Here is a 23,671-nt window from a genome sequence, read left to right on the forward strand (position 1 = left end):
CCGCGGAGTCTCCTCTTCGCCGGCAGTGCGGGCGTCGTTCGGGTGTACCGGTGCGATGAGTTCGTGCCGGCCGCGTCCGGGCGTCCGCCGATCGTGTCGTGAGTCGGGTTGCCCCTGCGGTGCTGCCGAACTCGATGGGGTAGCGATCGGGGTTGTGCGGGCTCATTTTTGTATCTAAAGTCATATTCAGTTTTGCATGTGCTTCGGGTCACATCATCCCGGGCGTGGTTATCAGGGAGAGCGATCGTTGAATCAGATGAAGAGGCTGGCCCTGGTCGCAGTCACCGGCATGCTGACGCTCGGCTCGTCGATCGCCTGCAGTGTCGGCCCCGGGATGTCGGCCGACGGTACATTGACCTTCGCGGCGCCGATCGCCGCGACCACGATGGATCCGGACTTGCTGGCTCTTCGCCAGATGGCGGTCTACGCCGCCCCGGTCTACGACACGCTCACGGCGCTCGGTGCGGATGAGGCAGTGCAGCCGAGGTTGGCGACCGCCTGGCAATCGGGTACCGACGCCACCGGGCCGTACCTGGACCTGACGCTACGTTCGGATCTACAGTTCGCGGACGGAACGCCCTTCACCGCCGATACCGTTGCCGCCAATATCTCGCGATCGCAGAGCCTTCCCGGGAGCGCCAACCGCGCCTCGCTGACCGGAGTGAGCACCGAACCGCTCGGCGAGCTGAAGGTGCGGCTACGCGCGGCCCGAGGCGTCGGAGCGCTGCCGCGGGTACTCGCCGGGCCCGCTGGAATGATGATCTCGGACAAGGCGATCGCCGAATCCGCCGACCTCTCGAGGCAGTCCGCCGGAATCGGTCCGTTCACCCTGGCGAGCGTGCAGCCCAACCGGGTGGTGTTCGAGAAGACCGAGAACTACTGGGATCCGGGGGCCGCGGCGGTCGACACATTGGAGATCGTATATCTCTCCGACGACGCGAAATTGAACGCCGTACGGTCGGAGGCGGTCGATGTCACCGTTCTGCCGAACGACATGGTCGAGCTGGCCGAAACGGCCGGATACGTCGTCGAGCAGGGGCTCGGGACGGAGAACTATATCTTCTCCATCAACACCTCGATCGAACCGTTCGGCGATCCCAGGGTTCGTGAGGCAGTCAACCTGTCGCTGGACCGCGGCCGCATCTGTACCGGATTGCTGCACGGCAACTGCGAACCGACCGGTCAGATCATGGGCGCCGGCACCGCCGCTTACGACCGCGGCCTCGGAACGGACGCGTTCCCCTACGATCCGGATCGGGCCCGGGCGCTGGTGGCCGAGGCCGGGGCGGTCGGAGCGCACGTCGATATAGCGACCGTCGCCGGCAACAAGACTTTCGAACAGCTCGCCACGATCCTGCAGCAGCAGCTGCAGTCGGCCGGGCTGCAGGCGAACGTCGTTCCGCTCGCGCCGCCACAGGTTGTCGGCAGGTTCACCGCGGAAAAGAACGTGGCGATCGCGTTCGGCGGGGCCGGTATCTCCCACGACCCGTCCGAATCGATCGAGCGCTATGTCCTGCCCACCGGGCTGTACAACCCCGGCGGATCGGAGATCCCGAAAGTCGTAGAGCTCGCCGCTGCCGCGAAACGCGAAACGGATCAGGGCCGGCGAATCGAGGACTACCGCGAAATATCCGGTCTGATCGGTCCCGGTTCCTTCATTGTTCCGGTGCTCACGCCGAAGACTGCCTATGTCGTCGCGCCGCACGTCACCGGCTGGAAGATGCCGTGGTCGCCGTCGTTTCCCGATTTCCGCGGAGTGTCCGGCTGATGCGGTGCGACCGAGTGCCGGAGAAGGAGCTGACCATATGTTGCTGTTGAGTATTCGCCGCATCGTGAGCCGAGTGCTCATCTCGATCCCACTGCTGTTCGCCGTGACGTTCGGAACCTTCGTGCTGCTCTACTCGATCGGAGATCCGGCCGCGGCACTGGCCGGCGATACCGCCACCCCGGAGCAGATCGCCGAATTGCGGACCCAGCTGGGACTCGACGAGCCGCTGCTCGTGCAGTACGGGAAGTGGCTGAGCGGGTTCCTCGGCGGTGACCTGGGGACGTCCATGCAGAATCGGGGCGAGGTATCCGGACTCGTCGGCGAACACTTGCCGCCGACCCTGCTGATGGCCGCCATGGCGATGGGGATCGCGGTGCTGATGACGCTCGTCATCGGCTCGGCGGTCGGCGTCCGGCCGAACGGATGGCTGGATCGAACCATGCAGGGAATCTCGCTGCTGGGCGTCGCGATTCCGAACTTTCTGCTCGGCCTGGGACTCATCCTGGTGTTCGCGATCTGGGTGCCGGTGCTACCCGCGGGGGGCTTCCAACCCGTATCGCAGGCAGGCCTGCTGGGCACGTTGCGGTTCCTGATACTTCCGGCGCTGGCGCTCGCCCTGTCACTGATGGCCCTGCAGACCAGAACATTCCGCTCGGCCGTCGTCACCGAGTACAACGCGGACTACGTGCGCACGGCGCGGATGAAGGGCGCCGGGCCGACGCGGATCTTCTTCCGTCATATCGCGCGCAATGCCTCGGCGCCGCTGGTGACCGTCATAGGTCTCGAAGTGGGAGTACTGATCACGGGCGCCCTCATGGTCGAGGTCGTCTTCGCGGTACCCGGGGTGGGCACGCTGATGATCGACTCGGTACGGGGTCAGGACTTCCCGGTCGTACAGGCGATGGTGGCCCTGTTCGGTGCCGTGGTACTCGCCGCCAACCTGGTGGCCGACCTCGTTGTGCTCTGGCTCGACCCGGCATCCAGGACGACACGATGAGTGGAACAGTGATGGATACGAACACAAGCGAGAAGTCCGTTGTGCGCCGAGCCGGCTCGCGGCGCTGGTCGGTACTCGAGTGGGCCGCCCTGGGTGTTCTCGGCGCGGTCGTCACCGTGACGATTTTCGTCCCGTTGCTGCCGATAGCCGATCCCCACGCACAGGACCTGCTGAACACGGCCGGGCCGGTGACCGCGGACCACTGGCTGGGCACCGACGAACTCGGCCGCGATATGGTGAGCCGACTGCTCTGGGGTATTCACACTTCGATGCTGGCCGCGTTGATCGCGGTGGCAGTCGCCTTCCTGATCGGGCTTCCGCTGGGTCTGCTGGCGGGCTACTGCGGCGGGTGGGTCGATCAAGCGTTGGGTCGGCTGGCCGATGTGGTCCTCATCGTTCCCGCTCTTATTCTGCTGCTCGCCGCGCAAACAGCGCTTGCCACGGGTATCGAGGGGCAGATGGTGGTTCTCGGCGTGATCTTCGCACCGAGGATCCTGCGGATCGTGCGGACTCAGACGATCCCACTGGTCGGTGCGCCGTATGTCGCCGCCGCCCGGATGTCCGGAGTGGGACACCTCCGCATTCTCCGGCGATATCTGATGCCGGGCGTGCGGTCGCAGCTGGTGGTGCAGGTGAGTTACCTGCTCGGGCTCGCGCTGGTCGTCGAGGCGGGAATCAGCTTCCTGGGAATCGGCGTGCAACCGCCCGACGCGAGCCTGGGGACTCTGCTCACCGGGGCGTCCACCCTGCTGGCCACGATGCCGCTGGTGGTGATCGTTCCGGCGGCGACGCTCACGCTCTTGATCCTGAGCCTCAACATTCTCGGTGACACGCTGAACAAGCAGGAGGGGGTCGACCGATGAACGACCTTCACGGAAAGAACGTGACCAGCACGCGTACGACTACGGACCGGCCCGTGGTGTCGGTGGTGGATCTCGCGATCGAGACCCAGGGCCGGAACCCGCGGGTGCGGCTGGTCGAGGACGTGTCGTTCGAGCTGTTCGCCGGCGAAATGGTCGGATTGGTCGGCGAGTCGGGTTCGGGTAAGAGCCTCACCGGTTCGGCCCTGGCCGCGCTGCTTCCCGGTGGTGTCCAGCAGAGCAAGGGGACGATCACCCTCGCCGGTCGTGTCGTGGATACGTCGGCGACAACGTGCCCGGACGAGGTCTCGATGATCTTCCAGAACCCCATGACGAGCCTGAACCCGTCGGTACGAATCGGTGACCAGATCGCCGAGGCGGTACGGCTGCGCCACAAGGGGGTTTCGCGGCACGAAGCCAGGCGGCGCGCTGTCGAGATACTCGACCGAGTAGAGATCGATCGCCCCTCCGAACGTGCCGCGCAATATCCGTTCGAGTTCTCGGGCGGAATGCGGCAGCGAGCGATGATCGGTATCGCGATCGCCCGCGAGCCGGCGGTTCTCATCGCGGATGAGCCGACCACCGCGCTGGACGTAACGGTGCAGAAGAGTGTCATGGATCTCGTCGATCGGTTGCGAGCGGAGATGGGTCTCGCCGTACTGCTCATCTCTCACGATCTGGGAGTGGTGAGCGAGCGCAGCAATCGGATGATGGTCATGTACGCCGGTCAGTTGGTCGATATCGGACCGACCGACGCGATGCTCAGCGCACCTTCGCACCCCTACCTCGACGGGCTGATGCGCTGCATACCCGAATATGTGCTGAAAACCGGCCGCCTGCAGCCGTTGCCCGGTCAAGTGCTCGCGCTCGACAAGGCGGGCCCCGGGTGCCGGTTCGCGCCGCGTTGTGGCCTGCGCGTCGAACAATGCGAGATCGAGACCGTACCGATGCGCCGAATCTCGGATGAACGCCGAGTGCGGTGCATCCGATACGACCCGGACCCGGCAAGGGACCGCCTTCCCGAAGCGACTGCCGAGGTGGCGAAATGAACGAACCGCTCCTGGAATTGGTGAATGTCAGCAAGACCTATCACACCTCTCGATGGCCGGCACCGCGGCTGTGGACCACTGCGGTGGACCAGGTGTCTCTCCGGATACGAGCGGGTGAGTCCGTCGGGATCGTCGGCGAGTCCGGTTCGGGTAAGTCGACACTGGCCGGCACGATCTGTGGGCTCGTCCGCCCGGACAGCGGCGCCATCCGGCTGCTCGGACAGGATGTGTACTCGCGCGGGAAGTTCGACCGGCAAGCCTGGCGCACCGTCCAGCTGGTGTTCCAGGACCCCTACACATCCCTGAATCCGGGGATGACGCTGGAAGACACTGTGGCCGAGCCCTTCCGATTCTGGCACGGTGCGTCGGACGGTGCGGCCCGTGAAAGTGCCCGCGAACTGCTCGATCTCGTCGGCCTCGGCGAAGCATTCGCGACGCGCCGCCCCGTCCATCTCTCCGGTGGGCAGCGACAGCGCGCGGCCATCGCCAGAGCGCTGGCCGTGGCACCGAAACTCATCGTCCTGGACGAGTCCGTATCGGCACTCGACGTCTCGATCCAGGCGCAGATACTCGAACTCCTGATCCGGCTACGCCGGGAGCGGGATCTCGCCTATCTGCTCATCAGCCACGACATCGGCGTCGTCCGGCTCTTCTGCGATCGTGTCGTGGTCATGCAGCGCGGTCGCGTCGTGGAGTCGTGTACCGCGGCGGATCTGACATACGACGGTGTCCGCGAGGAGTACACCCGGGAACTGCTCACGGCGGTTCCCGCCCTTCGCACCGCCTGACACCGCACGCGGCAGGCGCGAATACGCCTGCCGTCGACAAAGAGTTCAGGAACGAACAACAGCTATTGGAGTAATCGTGGGCCGAAAGATTCTCTTCATCACCACCGACCAGCAGCGCTATGACGCGTACGGCTGCAACGGGGGAACAGTCGCGCGGACGCCCACCACCGACTCGCTCGCGGCGGCCGGGATCCGTTTCGAGCGCGCGTACTGCACCAATGTGGTGTGCTCCCCGGCCCGGTCGAGCATCCTCACCGGTCAGTACCCGCGGACGCACGGCGTTATCGCGAACGGGGTGCCGCTACCCGACGATGCCCCCAGCGTGGCACAGGTGCTCACCGATGCGGGATACCGGACGGCATTGATCGGAAAGGTTCATTTCGAGCCGATCGCCGATCCGTCCTATCGATGGCTCCAGAACAGACTGGTGGCCAACGGGGAGAGCGGACCCTATCGAGGTTTCGACTACGTACGGTTCGCCGGGCACGGTCCGTTCGGCGCGTCGCACTACGGGAACTGGTTGCGCGAGAACCGGTCCGAGTCGATGGACGGGTTCCTGCGCATCTTCTCCACCGCTCCGGGCGGTGACACCGGCGCCCCCGCGGTCCGCGCCAATCCGATTCGGCGCGAGGACTACCACACCGATTGGGTCGCGGATGCGGTCATCGACTGGCTGGATACCCTGGCCGACGACGAAGACTGGTTCTGCTGGATGAGCTTTCCGGACCCGCATCACCCGTGGGACCTTCCGGCGAGCGAGCACAAACGTATCGACTGGCGCACGCTGGATCTGCCTCCGGGGCATCCGGGCTCGGACGAACGGATCCGCGAGATCCTGGCGGACCGTCCGAGCCACTGGATGGCCTGGTACGACGGGTCGGTGCCCAATATCGACGCCGCCCCGGCGGACTTCGTGCCGGCCCGGCTGACCGACGATCAGATCCGCGAGATCAACGCCATCTGCCATGCCAAGAACGAGATTCTCGACGAGGCTTATCGGCGCGTGCTCGACCATATCGAGGAACGTGGCTGGGGCGCTGACACCGACGTGATCGTCACCACCGATCACGGTGAGTTCCAGGGTGATCTCGGCCTGCTGTTCAAGGGCCCGTACCATGTCGACGCGCTGATGCGCCTGCCCCTGATCTGGCGACCCGCCCCGTCCGCGGCCATCCCACCGGCGGTCGTCACCGAACCGGTCAGCCAAGTCGACCTGGCGCCCCTGTTCTGCCGGATCGCGGGAATCCGGCCCGCCGAGTGGATGCAAGGCGCGCCGCTGCCCACCGCACCGGGATCGGGACGCGAGCGCGCCCTGATCGAATGGGACAGTCAACTCGACACCGGCTTCCGGCTTCGTACGATCGTGCGGGACGGGTGGATCTGTACGGCCTACGAAGCCAACGACGTCGAATACGGTTTCCACCGCGCCGAGCGCTACGCCGATTTCGGAATCCCACCGGAGGAAGTTCCCCCGCGCATCATCTACGACGGTAGCGAAGGGGAGCTCTACAACATCGCCGACGACCCCCACCAGTGGAGGAACCGCTGGAACGATCCCACTGTCCGCGAGATCCGGGACGCGTTGGTCACCGACCTCTACGAGCACCTCGTCAGTCCGCGCGAGCCGCGGTTGCGGCCACAGGCCATGGGTTGAGTGCACCGTGAGAACAACTATCGGACTCGTGCGACGATCACCCGCACCCGCCGAACACGAGCCGGACTATCGGTTCACGCTCGCGAACGAGCGCACTTTCCTGGCATGGATTCGTACTGCCCTCGGGCTGCTGGCGGGAGGTGTGGCGGTCGATCATCTGGCCGCCCGGTCGCAGGACAGCGGCACCTTCAACCCATTGGTGTTGGCCTGCGTGCTGTTCGCGGTCGTACTCGCGGTGGGTGCGTTCGTTCAATGGAGTGCGGTGCGGCGTGCGATGAGACGCGATCTTCCGCTCCCGGCATCCACATTGGTGCCGGTCCTGGCATTGGGTGTCGGCGGTATCGCCGTGATCGTCACCCTCACCACCCTGTCCTCGTGATCGACACCTCGAACCGGGATACGGGATTACAGGCCGAGCGCACCGAACTCTCCTGGCGGCGAACATCGTTGTCGGCGCTCTGCGTCGCCGGCCTGTTGCTCCACGAGTCCGTCGAGCGGGGGTGGGGTACGACCGCCGCGGTGCCCGCGCTCGCGGCGGCGACCATGCTGCTTTTGAGCGGTATCGGCAGATGGCGCGGACGCGCACTGCGCAGGGGAAGAGTGCGCGTCGGGACGACGCATGCCGCGGCAGTCTCGATCGCCGTCGCGCTGAGTGGTATCGCCGCTGCGGTCACCTATCGCTGAATCGTTCGACGGACGATCCGACTGTTCCCGTGGTGATGAGGAGATGTGCCGCCCGCGCCGGCGCCGGTTGCTCAGCCGGCGGGCCACCGCGCGATCACCCATCCAATCGTGCGGTGGCGGCGGCCCGCACCTCGGAGCCGGAAGCACCGGGGCGGCGTCAGGACCCACTGGTCACCGGGGATGTTCGCGTTTCCAGGCGCGACTACCTGCCGCCGAGCGTCGATTCGAGGAAATCCTCGGCCGATCGGAAGAACTCGAGGGGCTGGTCGTAGGTGACGATATGGCCGGCATCCGCGATCGTGATCATCCGGGCTCCCGGTGCCAGCGATACCGCCGCGGCGAGTTCCGGATGCCGCACCAGTGGATCGTTCTCACCACGAATCCAGAGGCTGGGTACCTGGAGCCGGGAGAGTTCGGGGAGGTAGTCCACGCGCATACGCCAGGGGCCGTAGGCGTCGACCATCCAGTCGTCGAGAGCCGGTTCGCCGAACCGGGCTTTGGCGCGGGCCTCGGCCTGCACCAGCTCGAGGATGGTGTCGAAGCCGGGGGTGTCGGCACCGGCGGTGAGATTGGCGATCATCGATCGCCGGACCGCTTTCGGACTGCGCGCCAGGTACTTGCTCGTCAATGTCAGCACACCCGGGGTCTTCAGCACCGACCAGGTGGTGAACTGTGCCTGCCGCTTCGCTCCGATTCCGCCCGGCCCGATCGCGATCAATGCCGATACCCGGCCGGGATTGCGCAGCGCGTAGGCGATACCGAGACCGCCGCCGAGGGACAATCCGATGATCGCGGTACTCGGCAACTCCAGCCGGTCGAGCAGTTCGTCGAGGAAATCGTCGAAGAACCTGCTGTTCAGTCGGCCCGCCCACGGTCTGCTGGCGCCGTGTCGCGGCAGGTCGATCGCGTGTACGCGATGGTTCGCCGCCAGGCGATGCGCGATATCGCGCCAGACGCCCTGGGCGGTGTCCAGCATTCCGCCGTGCAGGAGCAGGACGGGCGTGCCGCGGTCCCCGGATCGGTAGTGCCGGACCGGGCCGCCGCCGATCGTCAGGTCGGTATGGTGTTCGAAAGTGGCGGTCATTCGGTCTCCTCCAGGTGGGTGAGCTGGTCCGACAGCTGATCGAGCAGTCCGAGCTGGGCACGGCGGGCAGCGGCGATATCCACGGGCCCGTCGTCGGTCAGGCCGTCGCCCACCAGATCCGCGAACAGGGTGACCGTGGCGGTGAGTTCCGCGTGGTTCGTCGCGCCGAGGACCCCGGGGGCGCTGATCAGGCCGATGGTGAAAACGCTGAGCATGCGGGTGACGGTGTCGCCGGGGACGGTGCTCGTTATTACTCCGGCCTCTTGGAGCCGGCCGATGTAGCCGGTGAGCCAGTCGTAACGCGTCGAATAACGCTGATCGGTGATGCCACGGACGTGTTCACCGAGCACGGTGTCGTCTCCCAGATACAGCGCGCGCATCAGTGGCTCGGACAGCAGAGCTTCCACTCCGAACCGGTAGACGGCGGGTAGGTCGACCAGGTCGTCGGCCTCGAGTACGCGCCGGTGTACCTGTGCGGTCATCCGGCGCATGCTGCCGTTCAGTACCGCGGTCAGAATGGCCGCCTTGTCATCGAATTCGCGATAGACGGCGCCTTTGCCGATACCGGCTCGTTCGGCGATCCGCGCGATCGTGGTGTGCGGCCATCCGGTTTCGGTGATCAGTTCCGCGGCCGCGGCCAGGATCTTTCCCCGGCGGTCGGGTACCAGGGGGCGGGGCATACAGCTCCTACCGTCGTAGTGACCAGAATTTGCAATATGGTCACTACGTTACCAGAGGTGGTGTGGAACGGCAGGCCCGGCTTCCGGAGTCGTGGATCGCTGCCCGGCGGGATCACCCGCGTTGCTGCGCATGAAGGTTGGGGAGTGCAGGCCCTCGGTACGGGTGAATGCCGGGTCGTCCGCTATCGACTCGGGCGCCGGTCTGTCGGCACTCGAGTCGAGAGCGGACGCCGACGGGACTGCTGACCGGCGAAGCGGATGCCGGGTTGCCGCTTCCCGTGTCCGGCTGCCGTGGGGGATCGGGTGCGCCGACCGTTCTCGGCCTCGGATCCTGCGTGCGCGATGTCCGGGCGAGAATCGGATGCGGGCGGTCCCGCCACGTGCGCGGAGTCGTTGCTGCGCACGCGGATTCGCCGTCGCGTATGCGGTCGATATCGTCGAAGTGGGGGCGCGGCAAGGCTGGTCGGCGAAATCCCGGGCATCGCAACGCCGTAGACGGCGACACGCAGGCCATCGGCGGTGTGTCTTCCGACACGCGGCGAAATCGCCTCGGAAATAGCGGAAACGCATAACACCTGACGGTGTGGGTGGACGATGGGATTGCCCGCGGGATCGATCCCGAATGCCAATCCATCGAGGCGCCGGCGGTCAGGGACGCTTTCGATCCGTACAGACCTGGTGGCGCCACCTCGAATATTGTGCCCGGCCGGGGCCACACCGTAGTTCGAGGTCGTCACATCACCGATCGATCGCACGTCCACGGCGCATCGAGAGCCCTTCGGTGCTCCCGGACCGCACGACGGAGGAAGGGGTGAGGCCGCTGGTCGTCGACAGTTTTCGATCCGATCACAGTTCGAGATGACTCCGCTGTCCGGGCAGGCCGGCATCCTGCCCGGACAGCGGTAAGCACATAAAACCGTGCGCCGCGGCGGTGCTGCCGGAAAATAGGACGGGTGCGCGAACGAGAGCCGGCCGGTGGCCGCGGAAATTCTGTTGCCTTGGTGGTGCTGTGGGTATTGTGCCTGCCGCTGGCCTGGTTCTCCGTACATCTGATCGGCGATATACCGGTTCGCAACGCGAAGGTGGTGGCGGCCGGGCTCGATTGGGCGGGGGAGCGGGGGGACGTGACGGTCCTGCGGTCCGAAGAGGTCTACGAACGTGACAGCCGGGGAGGCGGTCGCCGAACCATGCACTGTTACGGTGATTTCGCCGCTGCCGAGGGATCCGGGGGATTCGCTGATATCCGTGTTCATGTGAACGGTGCGTGTGAGCCGGGGCGGGTGCTCCCGGCGCGACTGGTCCGTGCCGACCCGGGTAACTGGATCGGCGGTAACGATCGAGATCAGGCCTATGCCGGAGCCGGGTGGGGCTCGCCGCTGATCGTCGGACTGTTCATGGGCGTTTTCCTCGTGCTGGTCGGCGGGATCCCGATCGTCGGCGTGGTGCTGTTACCGCTGCTGTTCCTCCGCGGGAAGCATCGCGGCTGACCGGTCGTGCGCGTCCCGGACGGCCGTAATTCCATTGAGTCGGCAGCGGTTCCCGGGGCGAGGCCGGGACCATGGAGTCCGGGGGATGACGGCGATAGCCGGGTTCGGGGCGCCTCGAGCATCCGTGCGCCGCGGACGAGCCGTTCGGTGCCGAAGCCGGCCACCGGCTGTGATCGTCCCCCGTCGATTGCGCCGACCACCGCGTAAGCCGGTAGCGTGGCGCGGCTCGCCCTGCCGGTACCCGGGAACCTCCCGTACTCGCCGGGAGGAACTCGGCTCGTTCAGAATCCTCTGGATCGGAGGAAGTCCGCTACTGTGACGACGGCCTGCGGGTTGCGGGGGCTCTCGACCAGCGCGGCATAGGGTAGCGCGATGATGTTGTCCGCGCGGACGGCTGTTGTTCCGGCCATCAGCGGCTGGGCGCGTAGCTGGTCGATCTTGGCCTGCACCGAATTGTCCGGGCCAGCGCCGTAGTCGACGATCACGATCGCCTGCGGATCCCGCTGTGCCGCCGCCTCCCACGAGGTCGTGGTCCACGAATCGTTCAGGTCGTCGAAGATATTGCTGCCACCCGCCTCACGGATGATCTGTGACGGTGCCGCGGTGCGGCCCGAGGTGAACGGTTCCGGTGTCGCGCTGTCGAACAGGAAGACCCGCGCCGGTGCCCGCCCGGCCGGTACGCCGTCGGCGGCTCCGGCGATTTGTTCACGGTACTGGGCGACGAGTTCGTCCGCCTTGTCGCGCACATCGAAGATCTCACCGAGGTTGACGAGGTCCGCGTAGAGGGCGTCCAGCGGTTCCATCACGCCGCGACGATCGGATCCGGGTTGCCGGCATGCCTCGGTCAACTGGTAGGGGACCGCGCCGATCGAGCGCACCCAATCCGGGGTGAGTCCCGTGGACTCCTTGAAACCGTAGTTCCAGCCGGCGAAGACGAAATCGGGGGCGGCGGCCTGCACGATCTCGCGGGTGAAGGCGTCGCCGAGCGCGGGTACGCGGTCGAAGTCGGCCTTCCACGGTGAGGTGGCGATATCGCGTTCCTTACCGGGGTAGCTGGTGTAACCCGCCAGCCGATCGGCCAGGCCGAGGGCGAGCATCATCTCGGTGATGCCGGTGTCGTTGGTGACCACCCGCTCCGGGATGCCGTCGACGGTGAGCGGCGCGCCGCAGTTGGTCACCGTGACCGAGGTGTCGGCCGCGGATCGCGGGGCCTCCTGGAGCTCGGCTCCGCATGCTGCCGTGGCCACCACGCAGGCGACCGCAAATGCCCGGGCCGGCCGGAGAAATCTCATCACTGTTCCTTCTCGTCGAAGATGACCTGTGGGACACCCAGCCGCGGATGGTCGACGATATGGCCGCCGATCGAGAACCAGCGAGTGAGGACCTCGGTGGTGATCACTTCGTGCGGGCGGCCCGAACAGACGAGTCGGCCCGCGTACAGGACGAAGATCCGGTCGCAGTGCTGCGCGGCGAGATTGAGGTCGTGGAGAGCCGCGATCACGGTGATCCCCAGACCGCGTGCCGCGGACAGCACGCTGTACTGGTGGCGGACGTCGAGGTGATTGGTCGGTTCGTCCAGGACGAGCACACGCGGTTGCTGGGCCAGCGCCCGCGCGATCAGCACCCGTTGGCGTTCACCGCCGGACAGTGCGAGAAAGCCGCGCGTGGCGAGATGACCGATATCGGCGGTGGCCATGGCCGCGGCGCAGATCTCGCGGTCGCGGCGGTGTGTACCGCGCAGCAGCGCGGTATGTGGTAGCCGCCCGGTGGCGACTACCTCGGCGGCGGTGAAATCGAACGGGGTGTTCGCGTCCTGGGTCAGCGCCGCGACCTGGCGGGCGTTCTCCCGCATGCTGATCGCCGAGATATCCGTCCCGTCGACCAGGACGCGCCCCGAAGTCGGCGACAGGGCGCGGTAGAGGCATCGCAGCAGGGTGGATTTACCACTGCCGTTCGGTCCGACGACGCCGATGAACGCACCGGGCGCGGCGGTCAGGGTCACCGCCTCGACCACCGGCGTGCCGTCGAACTCGACCGCCACGTTCTCGTAATCGACCCGCATCAGCCGTGTTCCACCAGCGCGCCGCGGCGGCGCATCAACAGGACGAAAACGGGGACGCCCACCGCCGCGGTGATCGCGCCCAGGGGGAGTTCCTGCGGAGGTATGAGGGTCCGCGCCACCAGATCCGCGGTCACCAGGAACACCGCGCCCAGCAGAGGCGTCACGATCGTGAGCCGTCGATGGTCGGCTCCGACCAGCAGTCTGGCGATATGCGGCACCACCAGCCCGACGAAGCCGATGGCGCCGCATACGGCGACGAAACAGCCCGTCATCGCGGCGGCGACCACGAACAGGAGCAGCCGGAACCGGGAAGCGTCCACTCCGAGTGCGGCACCGACCTCGTCCCCCATCGCCAGCGCGTTCAGATGACGCGCGTACACGGCGATCACCGTCAGCCCGGACAAGGCCGCTGCGGCGACCAGGGGAACCATCTGCCAGGTCGCGCCCGCCAGACTCCCGAGCAGCCAGAACATCACCGAACGGGCGGCATCCCCGTGCGGGGCCAGGAACACCAGTACCGTCGTCGCGGCGGAGAAACCGTAACCGACGGCAGTACCCGTCAGTACCAGCCGCAGCGGTACCAGCCCGGACGCCGAGCGCGCCATCAGATAGACGAGAAGGGTGGCGCCGAGCGCACCGATGAAGGCCGCGGTCGACAGCGCGTAGATGCCGAGAGCCCCGAAAACGCCGAAGAGTACGACTGCGGTGGCCCCCACCGACGCCCCTGAGGAGATCCCCAGTACGTACGGGTCGGCGAGCGCATTACGGACCATGGCCTGCACCAGCAGCCCGACCCCGCCCAGACCCGCGCCGACGAGAGCAGCCGACAGGACCCGGGGCAATCGGGAGTCGACGATGATCCGATAGTCGGCGACGTCGGTGGCGAGCACCGTCGCGCCGGTGAGTTCGGCCCACAGGAACCAGATCGTGTCACGCCACGGGATCTGGGCCGCACCGAGCGCCAGCGCGAGTACGGAGATCACCACGAGTGCCACGACGAGGCCGGAGGCAAGCACGGCGACGGGCAGCCGCCGTTTCTCGACAGTTCTCATCGGCCGGCGCTATCCGCACCGTCCCGAAGCGTATGTGCGCAGGCAGCCGAGCACCACAGGACCCATATCTCGTCAACCGCTCCCTCGGAGTCGACAGGAGACCGCGCCGTCGGCTCGGCCGCGCGGGCAGGTCTTCGGGCTCGTGGACGGGATACCGGATATCCGGTATCGCCTACTGGCGGTCGCTTCCCGGGCGGCGGGCCCAGTGCTGATGACCGCGGTCGTTTCCACATACCGCTGCGGGGCAGCTCCGGATTCCCACCGGATTCCCTCTTGCGAACCGCCCATCACGGACAGGCGGTAACCAGCGCCCGGTCACAGTAGCATTCCGGTCGATGCCGAGCCGTCCGTGGGCAGATGGCGAACCGGTCGTCGGTACCGATCGGCCCTGTGCGAATCCCCGCGGCGACCTCCGGGCTTGCGTCCGCAACATGGCATATGCTTTGGCCTCGACGACACGAAGTGCATATGTGCCCGGTTCTGCGTTCGAACAGAGATACTCGCAGTACTCGATCGAGATCTGTTGGATCGAAGCGTCGCCTTTCCCTGCTTACGGTTCGCTGACCAGCAGAGTTGTGCTCGCGTCCGCGGCAATCGTGTCTCTCGGTTCAACAATCGCCCTGACTGGATCACACGCATGAAGGATCGGTATGAAGAGCGAAAAACGAGCTTGGCTAGCAGTTTTGACAGGAGTCCTCATAGTCGCAGCCGGTGGCGCGATCGCCGCGCCGGCCGCTTGGACGCAACCGGCGTCGTCGCGCTCACCGGGCGCCGGGGGCGATATCCTCCGTGCCGAGGCAGCGCACCTGGCAATCTCGGCCCCGGGTCTACCCGGGACGGTACCGGTGCAGTCGACCCGCCTCACTTACGCCAGCAGCGACACCCATGACGCGCCGACCACGGTGGTGGGTACGTATCTGGAGCCGATTGCGCCGTGGACCGGCCCGGGGGAACGCCCGCTGGTGGCGTATGCGGGTGGTACCCAGGGGCAAGGCGTCGAGTGCGCGCCGTCGGCGATGCTGTCGCAGGTGGTCCGGTACCAGCCGCCGGCCGATCTGGTCTTCGAATACGACGTCATCGCGATCTACCAGATGCTGTCCCGCGGGATGGCAGTGGTGATGACCGACTATCACGACCTCGGCGCGCCGGGCATCCACAATTTCCTCAACCGCAAGACACAGGGTTACGCGGTACTGGATTCCGCCCGCGCCGCGTTGGGGTTGCCCGGTGCCGGTTTCACGCCGAACTCGCCGGTCGTACTCTACGGCTACTCCCAGGGCGGGATGGCTTCCGCGGCGGCGGCCGAACTACAACCGGAGTATGCCCCCGAGCTGAACGTACGAGGCGCCTATGTGGGCGGTCCTCCGGTGGGCCCGCAGGAATATATCGCGCGCAGCGACGGCCACCCCGGCGTCGCACCGGCCATCGCCTGGATCCTCAACGGCATCGCCGCCGACTATCCCGGTACCCGTCCGGAAATCGATGCCGCGCTCAACGACACCGGTAAGGCGATCCTGCGCGATTCGATAGGTAAGTGCGGTGGTGGGCTCTCCAGCACCATGGCGCAGCCGCAGGTCACCGCGCAGTGGACGACCAGCGGACTGCCTCTCGCGGCCGTGATCGACGGCTCCCCGGAACTGAAGAAGGCATTCGACCAGCAGCGGCTCGGCGGCCTCACTCCGGCGGTGCCGGTACGTATCTACTCGGCCAGGAACGATGAGGCTGCTCCGTACCCGGCCGTGCACGGTATGGCGTCGAGCTGGTGCGGTGGCGGCGCGGCCGTTCAGCTGGATTCCGACGCTGGGTTGCCTCCCGTATCCGCCGGTTTCCTGGGCACCCACGATGTGGCCTTCTTCCCGTCGATGATGACCTCGGAGCAGTGGGTGAACGATCGCCTCGCCGGTGTGCCGGCGCCGGTGAACTGTGGTGCCCTGCCGTAGTTCCGCGAGTGTAAGAGCGATCGAAACACCCGTCCGGACAGTGGGTCTGCTGCTACGCGGTATCGACTGATCGCACGCGGGTGCCTCCGTACCGTCCCCGGCCGGGTCGGTCCGCGGCCGAGACGGCTCCGGACCGACCCGGCCGGGAGTGCCGAGCTGTACGGACCGAACGCGGAAACGGGCCACTTCCGAGTCCGGGCCACCAGGGATACAGGTGGCGCCGACCTCCGGAACGCCGAAAAACATGAATCTGCCGCCGCGCCGGAAACTTCCGGCCGGTCACGAGAAATCCGGAATACGAGTCGGGATGCGCCTCCGTGACGCGGGGAGCCTCGGCGGTACCGGATTCGGGCAGTCGTACCCAAACTGAATGGATCGGTTGGACGAGCGAGACAGATATGACAATCCTCAGACGCGGGACCACCCGCGATCGTAAACGCTATCTCTGGATTCTGAGCACCGTAGCGCCCGGTTGCGCGCTACTACCGGCACCACTGGTGAGCCTTACCGGAGCGGTCCTGTTCTGGTGGATCGGCCCGATTCTCGTCTTGGTGGTGATCCCGGTGCTGGATATCGCGGTGGGTTCCGACGGAAGCAGTCCGCGAGACGAAGACTACGAGGCCTTGTCCAACGATCGTTATTATCGTTGGTGCACGTTCCTATTCCTGCCGATGCAGTTCATCGGACTGGCCGTCGCGGGATACATGTGGGCCGGTTCCGAATTGGCACTCGTCGATAAATTGGGCCTGACCGTCACGCTGGGAATCGTTTCCGGTATCGGTATCAACGCCGCCCACGAATTCGGTCACCGGGTCGAACGGCTCGAACGCTGGCTGGCGAAAGTCGCGCTGGCGCAATCCGCGTACGGCCATTTCTTCGTGGAGCACAACCGCGGTCATCATGTCCGCGTGGCCACACCCGAGGATCCGGCGAGTTCCCGCTTCGGCGAATCGCTGTGGGCGTTCATACCGCGCAGTGTCACGGGCGGCTTCCGCTCGGCACTCGTCCTGGAACGGGAACGTCTGTCCCGCAAGGGTAAGACGTGGTTCAGCTGGGACAACCATCTATTGCAGGCGTGGTCGATGAGCCTGGTGTTGTTCGGTGTGATGATTCTCTTCTTCGGGCCCGTCGTCATCCCTTTCCTGGTGCTGCAGGCCGCCATCGGCATCGGACTGCTCGAGACAGTGAACTACCTCGAGCACTACGGGTTGCTACGGGCGCTCCGGCCGGACGGCCGATACGAGCGGTGCTCACCCCGGCACAGCTGGAACAGCGACCGACTGGTCACCAACGTCTTCCTCCTCCACCTCCAGCGCCACAGTGACCACCACGCGAACCCCGGCCGCCGCTACCAGACGCTGCGCAGCTCCCAAGAGGCCCCACAGCTGCCTTTCGGATACGCCACCATGATTCTGCTGGCCGCCGTACCGCCGCTGTGGCGCGCGGTCATGGATCGCCGGCTCCTCGACCACTACAGCGGCGACAGCTCGCTCGTCAACAGCAAATCTCGAAGGTGACTTTCATCGGTCCGGTTGCCGGTCCGCGGCGTTATCGATCTGTTCGCGGAGGATATCGCCGTGTCCCGCGTGCCTGGCGAACTCTTCGATCATGGCGAGCAGGGTCCATCGCATACTGACTGTGCCCTCGAGCGGATTGTCCAAGGTGTCGTCGAGGTCGAAACGGGCCGCGATCACTCGTGATCGGCGGCTCGCGCGTTCGAACTCGGCGATGACATCGGCCAGTGATTCGTCGTCGGCGACAGCGAAGGTGCCCTCGTCGCGTTCGGAATATCCGTCGCATTCGAACGCGTCGAGGCCGGCCCAGAACCGCTGAAACCAGATCCGTTCCGCGGCAGCGGCATGTTTGATCAAAGAGATCGGTGTCGTCAGCGATGCGACGAGTCGCCGACGGGCGTCGGTATCGGACAGGCCGCGCGCGGTGTCGATGAGTGCTTCGCGGTTGCGGTCGAGCATGTTCTCGATGATCGCGCGCTCGGTGGCGGCGGTGATTCTTCGGGTACTCAAGGGTTTTCGCTCCGTTCTGATGAGTGGTCGAGACGAGTGCGGGCCGTCCCGGCGGGTGCACGGCGCAGCGCGGCGGTGCCGCGATCTCGGGAGGTACAGAAGTGCCCGGCGCCGGGGAACGGCCGGGAAAGGGAGATGCTCGCCGCGTGGACCGCGGGCCGAGCGTGGGCAATGCGCGCCTGCGTCGAAAGCGCGGCCCGGACAGGTCAGGAGCCTGCCGCCCAGGGCCAGTATGTCGTAGATTTCGATCCCTGGCTACAGGTCGACCATCGCGGCGCCACCGACAGCGGAGGTCGATCGCCCTGCGTCGCCGGCTGCGCGCGCCGCCCGGTCCCGGCGGTGATCGTTACCGGAAATCGCAGAGGAAATACCTGGTCGCCGCGGTGCTGCCGGTCCGGCCCGCGGTACGGGCGTCTTCAGGCGGTTGACAGTTCTCGTGTTCCCGGTCACACTTCCTCAAGTTGACATGACTGTCACGTCATAAAAGGGAAGTGCCGAGGAGGCAGCATGACCGCATCCGTAACCGATATGCGCGAACTGGGTCGGCGAGCGGGCGATCAGGGTCGCCGGGGGAGCAGGGACGGCGAGGTAGTCGTGGCATCGGCGTCGTCGGCGCGGACCGGCGAGATCCTCGAATACGGACTGCGCGAACACTTCTCCGCCCGGCCCGCCTGACACTGCCGCCCCATCCGCTCGGTCACGCCGCTCGCGCGGCGAGGACCCGCCCTTGTCTTCAGCACCTCTCACACCCCGGGAACGACCATGAAACGTACTCTCGCCGTGGGCCTGACCGCCCTCTGCGCCACCGCCGCTCTCACCGCCTGCGCGGGTCGTGATACCGCCACCGCGTCGGGTGACTGCGACCCCGGCATCACCGATACCGAGATCAGGTTCGGCACCAGCCTCATGCAATCCGTCGCCGGCGCGCAGGCCACTGCGGCGACCGCGCTGTTCGACGAGATCAACGCCGCAGGCGGAGTCGCGATGGGCGACGGCAAGTCCCGCAAGGTCGTGTACACCGCGATGGACGACGGCTACGACCCCGCCCGCACCGTGGGCAATGTGCGGTCGCTGGTCGAACAGGACCAGGTGTTCGCCATCCAGAATCTGATCGGCACCGCCTCGACCCTCGCCGTCGTGGACTACCTGACCCAGCAGAACGTGCCGCTGGTGTTCCCGATGACCGGTACCGACGAACTCCTCAGCACGCTCGACAAGCGACCCGTGGTCGCCGGTGCGGTGAATCCGCAGACCGGATGGGAGGTGTCGGAACGAGCCGAACAGATCCGGCGCGACCATCCGCAGGCGAAGATCGCCGTGCTCTACCCGAACGACAGCCTCGGCTCCGGGAGCCTCGGCGCACTGAAATCCGCGCTCGAGGGCAGCGGAACCCGCATCGTCGCCGAGCAGTCGTACGAGCAGACCACGCCGTCGGTGGATTCACAGATCGTCAACCTGGCCAGTTCCGGCGCCGACGTCTTCGTCAACTTCGCGACCGCGAGCTTCGTGACCCAGTCGCTGAAGAAGGCGAACGAGTTGAGCTGGAAGCCCGACACCTATATCTATTCGGGCGCCACCGATACGAATTTCGTACTCGCGCCGGCCGGTCCCGGGGCCGCCGAGGGTATCCATTCGTTCTACTGGATCTACGACGTGAGCAGCCGTGAGCACGACACCCATCCCGGGGTGCAGAACTGGCGGGCTTTCGCCGAGCGTAACGCGGGCCGGATCAAAACCACCGATACCATCGCGGCCACCGGCTACAACACCGCGCAATTGCTGGTCACCGCCCTCGAGCAGATGAAGGGCTGCACGCGCGCCGATCTTCTCGAGGCGGTCGGAAACCTGAAGGGTGTGACCACCGATCTGTCCATCGAGGGCGTCACTTTCGACACCACTCCGGATTACCCGTACGTGATCACCTCCATGGCGCCGATGACCTTTCGTGGCGGCAGCTGGCACTACGACGCTGTGGTCACCCGCAGCACCGAGGGATGACGACCGTGCCGGACGCGAACGTCACCGGGGCGGTACCCGCGCTACGCGTCGAGGAGGTGCGGCTCCGCTTCGGGGGCGTCGTCGCGCTCGACGGGCCCTCGTTCACGATCGAACCCGGTCGGATCGTCGGGCTCATCGGCCCCAACGGGGCGGGTAAGACCACGCTGTTCAACTGCATCAGCCGTCTCTATCAACCGGATTCGGGACATATCACCTTCGGTGCCACCGATCTGCTCGCGCTACCCGCGGCCGGGATCGCGAAGGCCGGGATCGCGCGCACCTTCCAGAACATCGGGCTGTTTCCCACGATGTCGGTGGTGGAGAACGTGCTCACCGGCGCGTATTCGCGCACCCGGGCCGGGTTCGCCCGCACCGCCCTCGGGCTGCCGCCGACGCGGCGGGAGGAGCGCCGCGAACGTGAACAGGCGTGGTCGCTGCTCGATTCGATGCAGCTCGCGCATGTCGGAACCGAGCCCGCGGGGAACCTGCCGTACGGCACTCTCAAACGGATCGAGCTCGCCCGAGCGCTGATGCAGCGACCGACGCTGCTGTTGCTCGACGAACCGGCGAACGGGCTCATCCACGAGGAGGTGCTCGAGCTCGCCGATACGGTCCGCGCCCTGCGCGACGAACGCGGGTTCTCGGTACTGCTCGTCGAGCACCACATGGCCATGGTGATGTCGATCTCGGACCGGGTGGTGGTGCTCAACTTCGGTCAGAAGGTCACCGAGGGCGAACCTGCCGAGGTGGCGGCACATCCCGAGGTCGTCGAGGCGTACCTGGGAGGTGCCGCGTGAACCTGCTCACCGTCGAGGGGCTGCACGCCCGCTACGGCAGCGCGGAAGTGTTGCACGGCGTCGACTTCGAGGTGCCGGCCGGTGAGGTGACGGTGGTGCTCGGCGCCAACGGTGCCGGGAAGACCACCATCCTCCGGTCGATCTGCGCGATGGTGCATACGACCGGGCGGATCGTATTCGACGGGCGCGATATCGCCGGACAGCGCACGGATCGGATCGCCCTGCTCGGCGTAGCGCACGTTCCGCAGGGGCGTGGGACATTCGGCGATCTGACCGTCGAGGAGAACCTGCGGATCGGTGGATACACGACGTCCACCGCGGCCACCGACCGGGCGATCGCGCAGTGGTACGACTTCTTCCCGCGGCTGCGCGAGCGGCGGCGCCGGCCGGCGGCCGGGCTCAGCGGCGGCGAACAGCAGATGCTCGCCATCGCCCGGGCACTGGTGGCCGGGCCCCGGCTGCTGCTGCTGGACGAGCCCTCACTCGGACTGGCGCCCCGCATCACCCAGGAGGTGTTCCGGGTGCTCGCCCGGATCAACGAGGAGACCGGCACCACGATTCTCGTCGTCGAGCAGAACGCACATCTCGCGCTCGACATCGGAACCTCGGCGGTACTCGTCGACGCCGGTCGTGTGGTCGCCCAGCGTCCCGCGGCCGGCCTCGCCCGGGACGAGTCGGTGCGGCGCGCCTACCTCGGCTATTGAGCACAGGAGATTCGGTCATGCAGGTGTTTCTGCAACAAATGGTGGACGGGTTGACGTGGGGCGCGTTGTACGCCGCGTTCGCGCTCAGCATCGTCCTGGTCTATCGGGCGTCCGGAATCGTCAACTTCGCCCAGGGCGAGATGGCGATGTTCTCGGCGTTCTTCGCGTGGCAGTTCCACCAATGGGGTGCCCCGCTGTACCTCGCGATCGGTGGTGCGATGGTGGTGGCGTTCCTCGCCGGTGCCGCCACCGAGCGGGTGCTGATCCGGCCGCTCGCCGGATCGCCGAACCATATGCCGCTCGTCATCATCACGCTCGGGCTGATGCTCGTGCTCAACAGCGCGGCCGGGTGGATCTGGGGAGTGCAGAGCAGGGAATTCCCGGCCGTCGTCTCGGGGCCGGTGATCACCCTGGGCCCGGTCGTACTGTCCCGGCAGTCCGTGGTGATCGTCGGCGCGGTCGTCGTGGTCGCCGCACTGTTGTTCGCGCTCTTCCAGCGGACCCGGGTCGGGTTGGCGATGCGGGCGGCCGCCGGCAACCCGGACTCCGCGCAACTGATCGGTGTGCCGGTCGGCCGGATGCTGATGATCGGATGGGGACTGGCCGCGGCGATCGGCGCGCTCGCCGCGTCCCTGGCGGCGCCGCAGCTGTTCCTCCAGCCGAATATGCTCGTCGCGTCGCTGATCTATTCGTTCGCGGCCGCGGTCCTGGGTGGACTCGACAGCCCGGTGGGTGCCATCGTCGGCGGACTGTGCGTCGGGGTGGCCGAGAACCTCGCCGGTACGTATATCTCCTGGATCGGCCACGATTTCAAACAGGCGGTCGCGCTCGTCCTGATCCTCGGCGTGCTGTTGCTCAAACCTGAAGGGCTGCTGGGCACCAGGAAGGTGGCGCGGGTATGAGGCTTCTCCAACTCCTCCGCCGTCCGCGGGCCGAACTCGACGCGCCGCTGTGGCTCTCCCGCGCCATGACGGTCCTGGTCGTCGGGGTCGCCGCGGTGGCACCACTGGTGTCCGCGCCGTATGTGAACTTCGACCGCTCGATGGTGCTCGTGTACATCGTCGTCGGGCTCGGACTGAACCTGCTGACCGGCAACACCGGCCAGATCTCCCTGGGCCACGGCTTCTTCTTCGCTCTCGGCGCGTATCTGAGCGCCGTGCTGGTGGAGAACCACGGTGTGCCCTATCTGCTCCTCATCCCGATCGCGTTCGCGGTCGGCTACCTCGTGGGTTATCTGTTCGGGCTGCCGGCGCTGCGGTTGCACGGACTCCAGCTGGCACTCGCGACCCTGGGCCTCGCGTTGGTGACACCGGCGGTCATCAAACGATTCGAACACGTCACCGACGGGCAGGCGGGTATCAATATCTTCGGTGCCGAGGCCCCCGGGTTCACCGGATTGGCCCGCGACCAGTGGGTCTACTATCTGTGCTTGGTCGTGGCGCTCGTCGCGTACCTGGTGGTGCGCCGGCTCGCGGCCGGCCGGATCGGGCGCTCGCTCATCGCGATCCGTGACTACGAAGCGGTCGCCACCACTCTCGGTGTGCCCGCCACCCGGACCAAGACGACGGTTTTCGCCTTCAGTGCCGCGCTCGCCGGCGTCGGCGGTGTGCTCTACAGCTTCGTGGTCCAGTACGTGGGTCCGGAGGCGTTCGGGCTGCCGCTCGCGATCGCCTTCATCACGATGATCGTCGTCGGTGGACTCGGCACGGTGCCCGGTGTGGTGTTCGGCGCCTTCTTCGTCGTATACGTCCCGCAGTGGACCGCCGATATCAACCAGTCGGCCGCCGGAATCACCTACGGCGCGGCGCTGATCCTGTTCATCTTCGTCCTGCCCTACGGAGTCGTCAGTCTCGTGCGGCAAGGGTTCGGGCCGGTGGTCGCACGTATCCCCGGACGCCGGCGTGGTGGCAGGGCCACCGGCGGTGCCTCGTGAGCGTCCGTCCTCGGGTCCGGTGTAGGCCCGCGCTACGGCGATGCCGAATGGTCGTTCGACGAAGGTCGAGGTGGTGTGGCGTATCCGATCTCGGCGGGGTCGCTGGTCGA

The 23,671-nt window shown here is 66.6% G+C and carries 23 protein-coding genes and 1 riboswitch; of the genes, 17 read left to right on the forward strand and 6 right to left on the reverse strand.

The features are described from left to right. Positions 1 to 256 precede the first annotated feature (256 nt). From ACWEWT_RS13265 to ACWEWT_RS13300, 8 genes are all read left to right on the forward strand, one after another. Positions 257 to 1,768: an ABC transporter substrate-binding protein gene (locus ACWEWT_RS13265; RefSeq protein ID WP_452558838.1), complete on the forward strand. Its 1,512-nt coding sequence runs from the start codon at positions 257 to 259 to the stop codon at positions 1,766 to 1,768. 37 nt (positions 1,769 to 1,805) lie between these two features. Beyond that, positions 1,806 to 2,765 (forward strand): ABC transporter permease, encoded by a 960-nt coding sequence (locus ACWEWT_RS13270; protein WP_452558729.1) that lies wholly within the window; start codon positions 1,806 to 1,808, stop codon positions 2,763 to 2,765. 11 nt (positions 2,766 to 2,776) lie between these two features. Next, a complete protein-coding gene (locus ACWEWT_RS13275; RefSeq protein WP_452558731.1) occupies positions 2,777 to 3,628 on the forward strand; it encodes an ABC transporter permease in 852 nt (283 codons plus the stop codon). Positions 3,629 to 3,648: 20 nt separating this feature from the next. Then, complete coding sequence (locus ACWEWT_RS13280) at positions 3,649 to 4,674, forward strand: ABC transporter ATP-binding protein (protein ID WP_452558733.1); 1,026 nt, start codon at positions 3,649 to 3,651, stop codon at positions 4,672 to 4,674. Continuing rightward, a complete protein-coding gene (locus ACWEWT_RS13285) occupies positions 4,671 to 5,462 on the forward strand; it encodes an ABC transporter ATP-binding protein (RefSeq protein ID WP_452558734.1) in 792 nt (263 codons plus the stop codon). The genes ACWEWT_RS13280 and ACWEWT_RS13285 overlap by 4 nt, the downstream gene beginning before the upstream one ends. A gap of 76 nt (positions 5,463 to 5,538) precedes the next feature. Continuing rightward, a complete protein-coding gene (locus tag ACWEWT_RS13290) occupies positions 5,539 to 7,116 on the forward strand; it encodes a sulfatase family protein (RefSeq protein WP_452558736.1) in 1,578 nt (525 codons plus the stop codon). 28 nt (positions 7,117 to 7,144) lie between these two features. Beyond that, positions 7,145 to 7,495, forward strand: coding sequence for a YidH family protein (locus ACWEWT_RS13295; protein ID WP_452558738.1), 351 nt, complete (start codon positions 7,145 to 7,147; stop codon positions 7,493 to 7,495). Beyond that, a complete protein-coding gene (locus tag ACWEWT_RS13300; protein WP_452558739.1) occupies positions 7,492 to 7,800 on the forward strand; it encodes a DUF202 domain-containing protein in 309 nt (102 codons plus the stop codon). The genes ACWEWT_RS13295 and ACWEWT_RS13300 overlap by 4 nt, the downstream gene beginning before the upstream one ends. 202 nt (positions 7,801 to 8,002) lie before the next feature. Here the strand turns inward: ACWEWT_RS13300 and ACWEWT_RS13305 are convergent, their stop codons facing one another. Both ACWEWT_RS13305 and ACWEWT_RS13310 read right to left on the reverse strand, forming a co-directional pair. Next, positions 8,003 to 8,884 (reverse strand): alpha/beta fold hydrolase, encoded by an 882-nt coding sequence (locus ACWEWT_RS13305; RefSeq protein ID WP_452558741.1) that lies wholly within the window; start codon positions 8,882 to 8,884, stop codon positions 8,003 to 8,005. Beyond that, positions 8,881 to 9,564, reverse strand: coding sequence for a TetR/AcrR family transcriptional regulator (locus ACWEWT_RS13310; RefSeq protein ID WP_452558743.1), 684 nt, complete (start codon positions 9,562 to 9,564; stop codon positions 8,881 to 8,883). Before ACWEWT_RS13310 ends, ACWEWT_RS13305 begins: the two co-directional genes overlap by 4 nt. A 953-nt stretch (positions 9,565 to 10,517) precedes the next feature. Here ACWEWT_RS13310 and ACWEWT_RS13315 point away from each other — a divergent pair. Beyond that, on the forward strand, positions 10,518 to 11,051 hold the full coding sequence (locus tag ACWEWT_RS13315) for a hypothetical protein (RefSeq protein ID WP_452558745.1): 534 nt from the start codon (positions 10,518 to 10,520) through the stop codon (positions 11,049 to 11,051). A 281-nt stretch (positions 11,052 to 11,332) separates the two neighbouring features. Here the strand turns inward: ACWEWT_RS13315 and ACWEWT_RS13320 are convergent, their stop codons facing one another. From ACWEWT_RS13320 to ACWEWT_RS13330, 3 genes are read right to left on the reverse strand one after another with little or no spacing between them, the layout of a single operon-like run. Further along, a complete protein-coding gene (locus tag ACWEWT_RS13320) occupies positions 11,333 to 12,343 on the reverse strand; it encodes an ABC transporter substrate-binding protein (protein WP_452558746.1) in 1,011 nt (336 codons plus the stop codon). Next, entirely contained in the window at positions 12,343 to 13,113 is a 771-nt protein-coding gene (locus ACWEWT_RS13325) for an ABC transporter ATP-binding protein (RefSeq protein ID WP_452558748.1), read from the reverse strand. The genes ACWEWT_RS13320 and ACWEWT_RS13325 overlap by 1 nt, the downstream gene beginning before the upstream one ends. Then, positions 13,113 to 14,165, reverse strand: coding sequence for a FecCD family ABC transporter permease (locus tag ACWEWT_RS13330; protein ID WP_452558750.1), 1,053 nt, complete (start codon positions 14,163 to 14,165; stop codon positions 13,113 to 13,115). Before ACWEWT_RS13330 ends, ACWEWT_RS13325 begins: the two co-directional genes overlap by 1 nt. A gap of 108 nt (positions 14,166 to 14,273) precedes the next feature. Continuing rightward, positions 14,274 to 14,489: riboswitch (cobalamin riboswitch) on the reverse strand. A gap of 521 nt (positions 14,490 to 15,010) precedes the next feature. On the opposite strand from ACWEWT_RS13330, the gene ACWEWT_RS13335 reads away from it, so the two are divergent. Then, positions 15,011 to 16,105, forward strand: coding sequence for a lipase family protein (locus ACWEWT_RS13335; protein WP_452558752.1), 1,095 nt, complete (start codon positions 15,011 to 15,013; stop codon positions 16,103 to 16,105). 398 nt (positions 16,106 to 16,503) lie between these two features. Beyond that, positions 16,504 to 17,622 (forward strand): alkane 1-monooxygenase, encoded by a 1,119-nt coding sequence (locus ACWEWT_RS13340; RefSeq protein WP_452558754.1) that lies wholly within the window; start codon positions 16,504 to 16,506, stop codon positions 17,620 to 17,622. Positions 17,623 to 17,625: 3 nt separating this feature from the next. On the opposite strand, the gene ACWEWT_RS13345 is transcribed toward ACWEWT_RS13340, so the two are convergent. Next, complete coding sequence (locus tag ACWEWT_RS13345; RefSeq protein WP_452558756.1) at positions 17,626 to 18,129, reverse strand: DinB family protein; 504 nt, start codon at positions 18,127 to 18,129, stop codon at positions 17,626 to 17,628. Positions 18,130 to 18,636: 507 nt separating this feature from the next. Between ACWEWT_RS13345 and ACWEWT_RS13350 the strand changes: the two genes are divergently transcribed. The 6 genes from ACWEWT_RS13350 (at position 18,637) to ACWEWT_RS13375 (ending at position 23,561) form a co-directional block, all read left to right on the forward strand. Next, positions 18,637 to 18,804 (forward strand): hypothetical protein, encoded by a 168-nt coding sequence (locus tag ACWEWT_RS13350; RefSeq protein WP_452558757.1) that lies wholly within the window; start codon positions 18,637 to 18,639, stop codon positions 18,802 to 18,804. Between the two features lie 87 nt (positions 18,805 to 18,891). Further along, positions 18,892 to 20,127 carry an ABC transporter substrate-binding protein gene (locus ACWEWT_RS13355; protein WP_452558758.1) on the forward strand — a complete coding sequence of 412 codons (1,236 nt, stop codon included), beginning with the start codon at positions 18,892 to 18,894 and terminating at the stop codon, positions 20,125 to 20,127. Continuing rightward, positions 20,124 to 20,924: an ABC transporter ATP-binding protein gene (locus tag ACWEWT_RS13360; RefSeq protein ID WP_452558760.1), complete on the forward strand. Its 801-nt coding sequence runs from the start codon at positions 20,124 to 20,126 to the stop codon at positions 20,922 to 20,924. Before ACWEWT_RS13355 ends, ACWEWT_RS13360 begins: the two co-directional genes overlap by 4 nt. After that, the gene (locus ACWEWT_RS13365) at positions 20,921 to 21,628 is read left to right on the forward strand and encodes an ABC transporter ATP-binding protein (protein ID WP_452558761.1); all 708 of its coding nucleotides are present in this window, start codon (positions 20,921 to 20,923) and stop codon (positions 21,626 to 21,628) included. The genes ACWEWT_RS13360 and ACWEWT_RS13365 overlap by 4 nt, the downstream gene beginning before the upstream one ends. Before the next feature lie 17 nt (positions 21,629 to 21,645). After that, entirely contained in the window at positions 21,646 to 22,530 is an 885-nt protein-coding gene (locus tag ACWEWT_RS13370) for a branched-chain amino acid ABC transporter permease (protein WP_452558763.1), read from the forward strand. Further along, the gene (locus tag ACWEWT_RS13375) at positions 22,527 to 23,561 is read left to right on the forward strand and encodes a branched-chain amino acid ABC transporter permease (RefSeq protein ID WP_452558765.1); all 1,035 of its coding nucleotides are present in this window, start codon (positions 22,527 to 22,529) and stop codon (positions 23,559 to 23,561) included. The genes ACWEWT_RS13370 and ACWEWT_RS13375 overlap by 4 nt, the downstream gene beginning before the upstream one ends. Positions 23,562 to 23,671: the final 110 nt, after the last annotated feature.

It is taken from the genome of Nocardia sp. NPDC003963 (genome assembly GCF_053605105.1).

What these genes read in the sequence shown, in the direction of transcription:
- ACWEWT_RS13265 (WP_452558838.1), top strand. Translation starts at nt 257, where the DNA reads ATGAAGAGGCTGGCCCTGGTCGCAGTCACCGGCATGCTGACGCTCGGC.
- ACWEWT_RS13270 (WP_452558729.1), top strand. Translation starts at nt 1,806, where the DNA reads ATGTTGCTGTTGAGTATTCGCCGCATCGTGAGCCGAGTGCTCATCTCG.
- ACWEWT_RS13275 (WP_452558731.1), top strand. Translation starts at nt 2,777, where the DNA reads ATGGATACGAACACAAGCGAGAAGTCCGTTGTGCGCCGAGCCGGCTCG.
- ACWEWT_RS13285 (WP_452558734.1), top strand. Translation starts at nt 4,671, where the DNA reads ATGAACGAACCGCTCCTGGAATTGGTGAATGTCAGCAAGACCTATCAC.
- ACWEWT_RS13305 (WP_452558741.1), bottom strand. Translation starts at nt 8,884, where the DNA reads ATGACCGCCACTTTCGAACACCATACCGACCTGACGATCGGCGGCGGC.
- ACWEWT_RS13310 (WP_452558743.1), bottom strand. Translation starts at nt 9,564, where the DNA reads ATGCCCCGCCCCCTGGTACCCGACCGCCGGGGAAAGATCCTGGCCGCG.
- ACWEWT_RS13320 (WP_452558746.1), bottom strand. Translation starts at nt 12,343, where the DNA reads ATGAGATTTCTCCGGCCGGCCCGGGCATTTGCGGTCGCCTGCGTGGTG.
- ACWEWT_RS13325 (WP_452558748.1), bottom strand. Translation starts at nt 13,113, where the DNA reads ATGCGGGTCGATTACGAGAACGTGGCGGTCGAGTTCGACGGCACGCCG.
- ACWEWT_RS13330 (WP_452558750.1), bottom strand. Translation starts at nt 14,165, where the DNA reads ATGAGAACTGTCGAGAAACGGCGGCTGCCCGTCGCCGTGCTTGCCTCC.
- ACWEWT_RS13340 (WP_452558754.1), top strand. Translation starts at nt 16,504, where the DNA reads ATGACAATCCTCAGACGCGGGACCACCCGCGATCGTAAACGCTATCTC.
- ACWEWT_RS13350 (WP_452558757.1), top strand. Translation starts at nt 18,637, where the DNA reads ATGACCGCATCCGTAACCGATATGCGCGAACTGGGTCGGCGAGCGGGC.
- ACWEWT_RS13355 (WP_452558758.1), top strand. Translation starts at nt 18,892, where the DNA reads ATGAAACGTACTCTCGCCGTGGGCCTGACCGCCCTCTGCGCCACCGCC.
- ACWEWT_RS13360 (WP_452558760.1), top strand. Translation starts at nt 20,124, where the DNA reads ATGACGACCGTGCCGGACGCGAACGTCACCGGGGCGGTACCCGCGCTA.
- ACWEWT_RS13370 (WP_452558763.1), top strand. Translation starts at nt 21,646, where the DNA reads ATGCAGGTGTTTCTGCAACAAATGGTGGACGGGTTGACGTGGGGCGCG.
- ACWEWT_RS13375 (WP_452558765.1), top strand. Translation starts at nt 22,527, where the DNA reads ATGAGGCTTCTCCAACTCCTCCGCCGTCCGCGGGCCGAACTCGACGCG.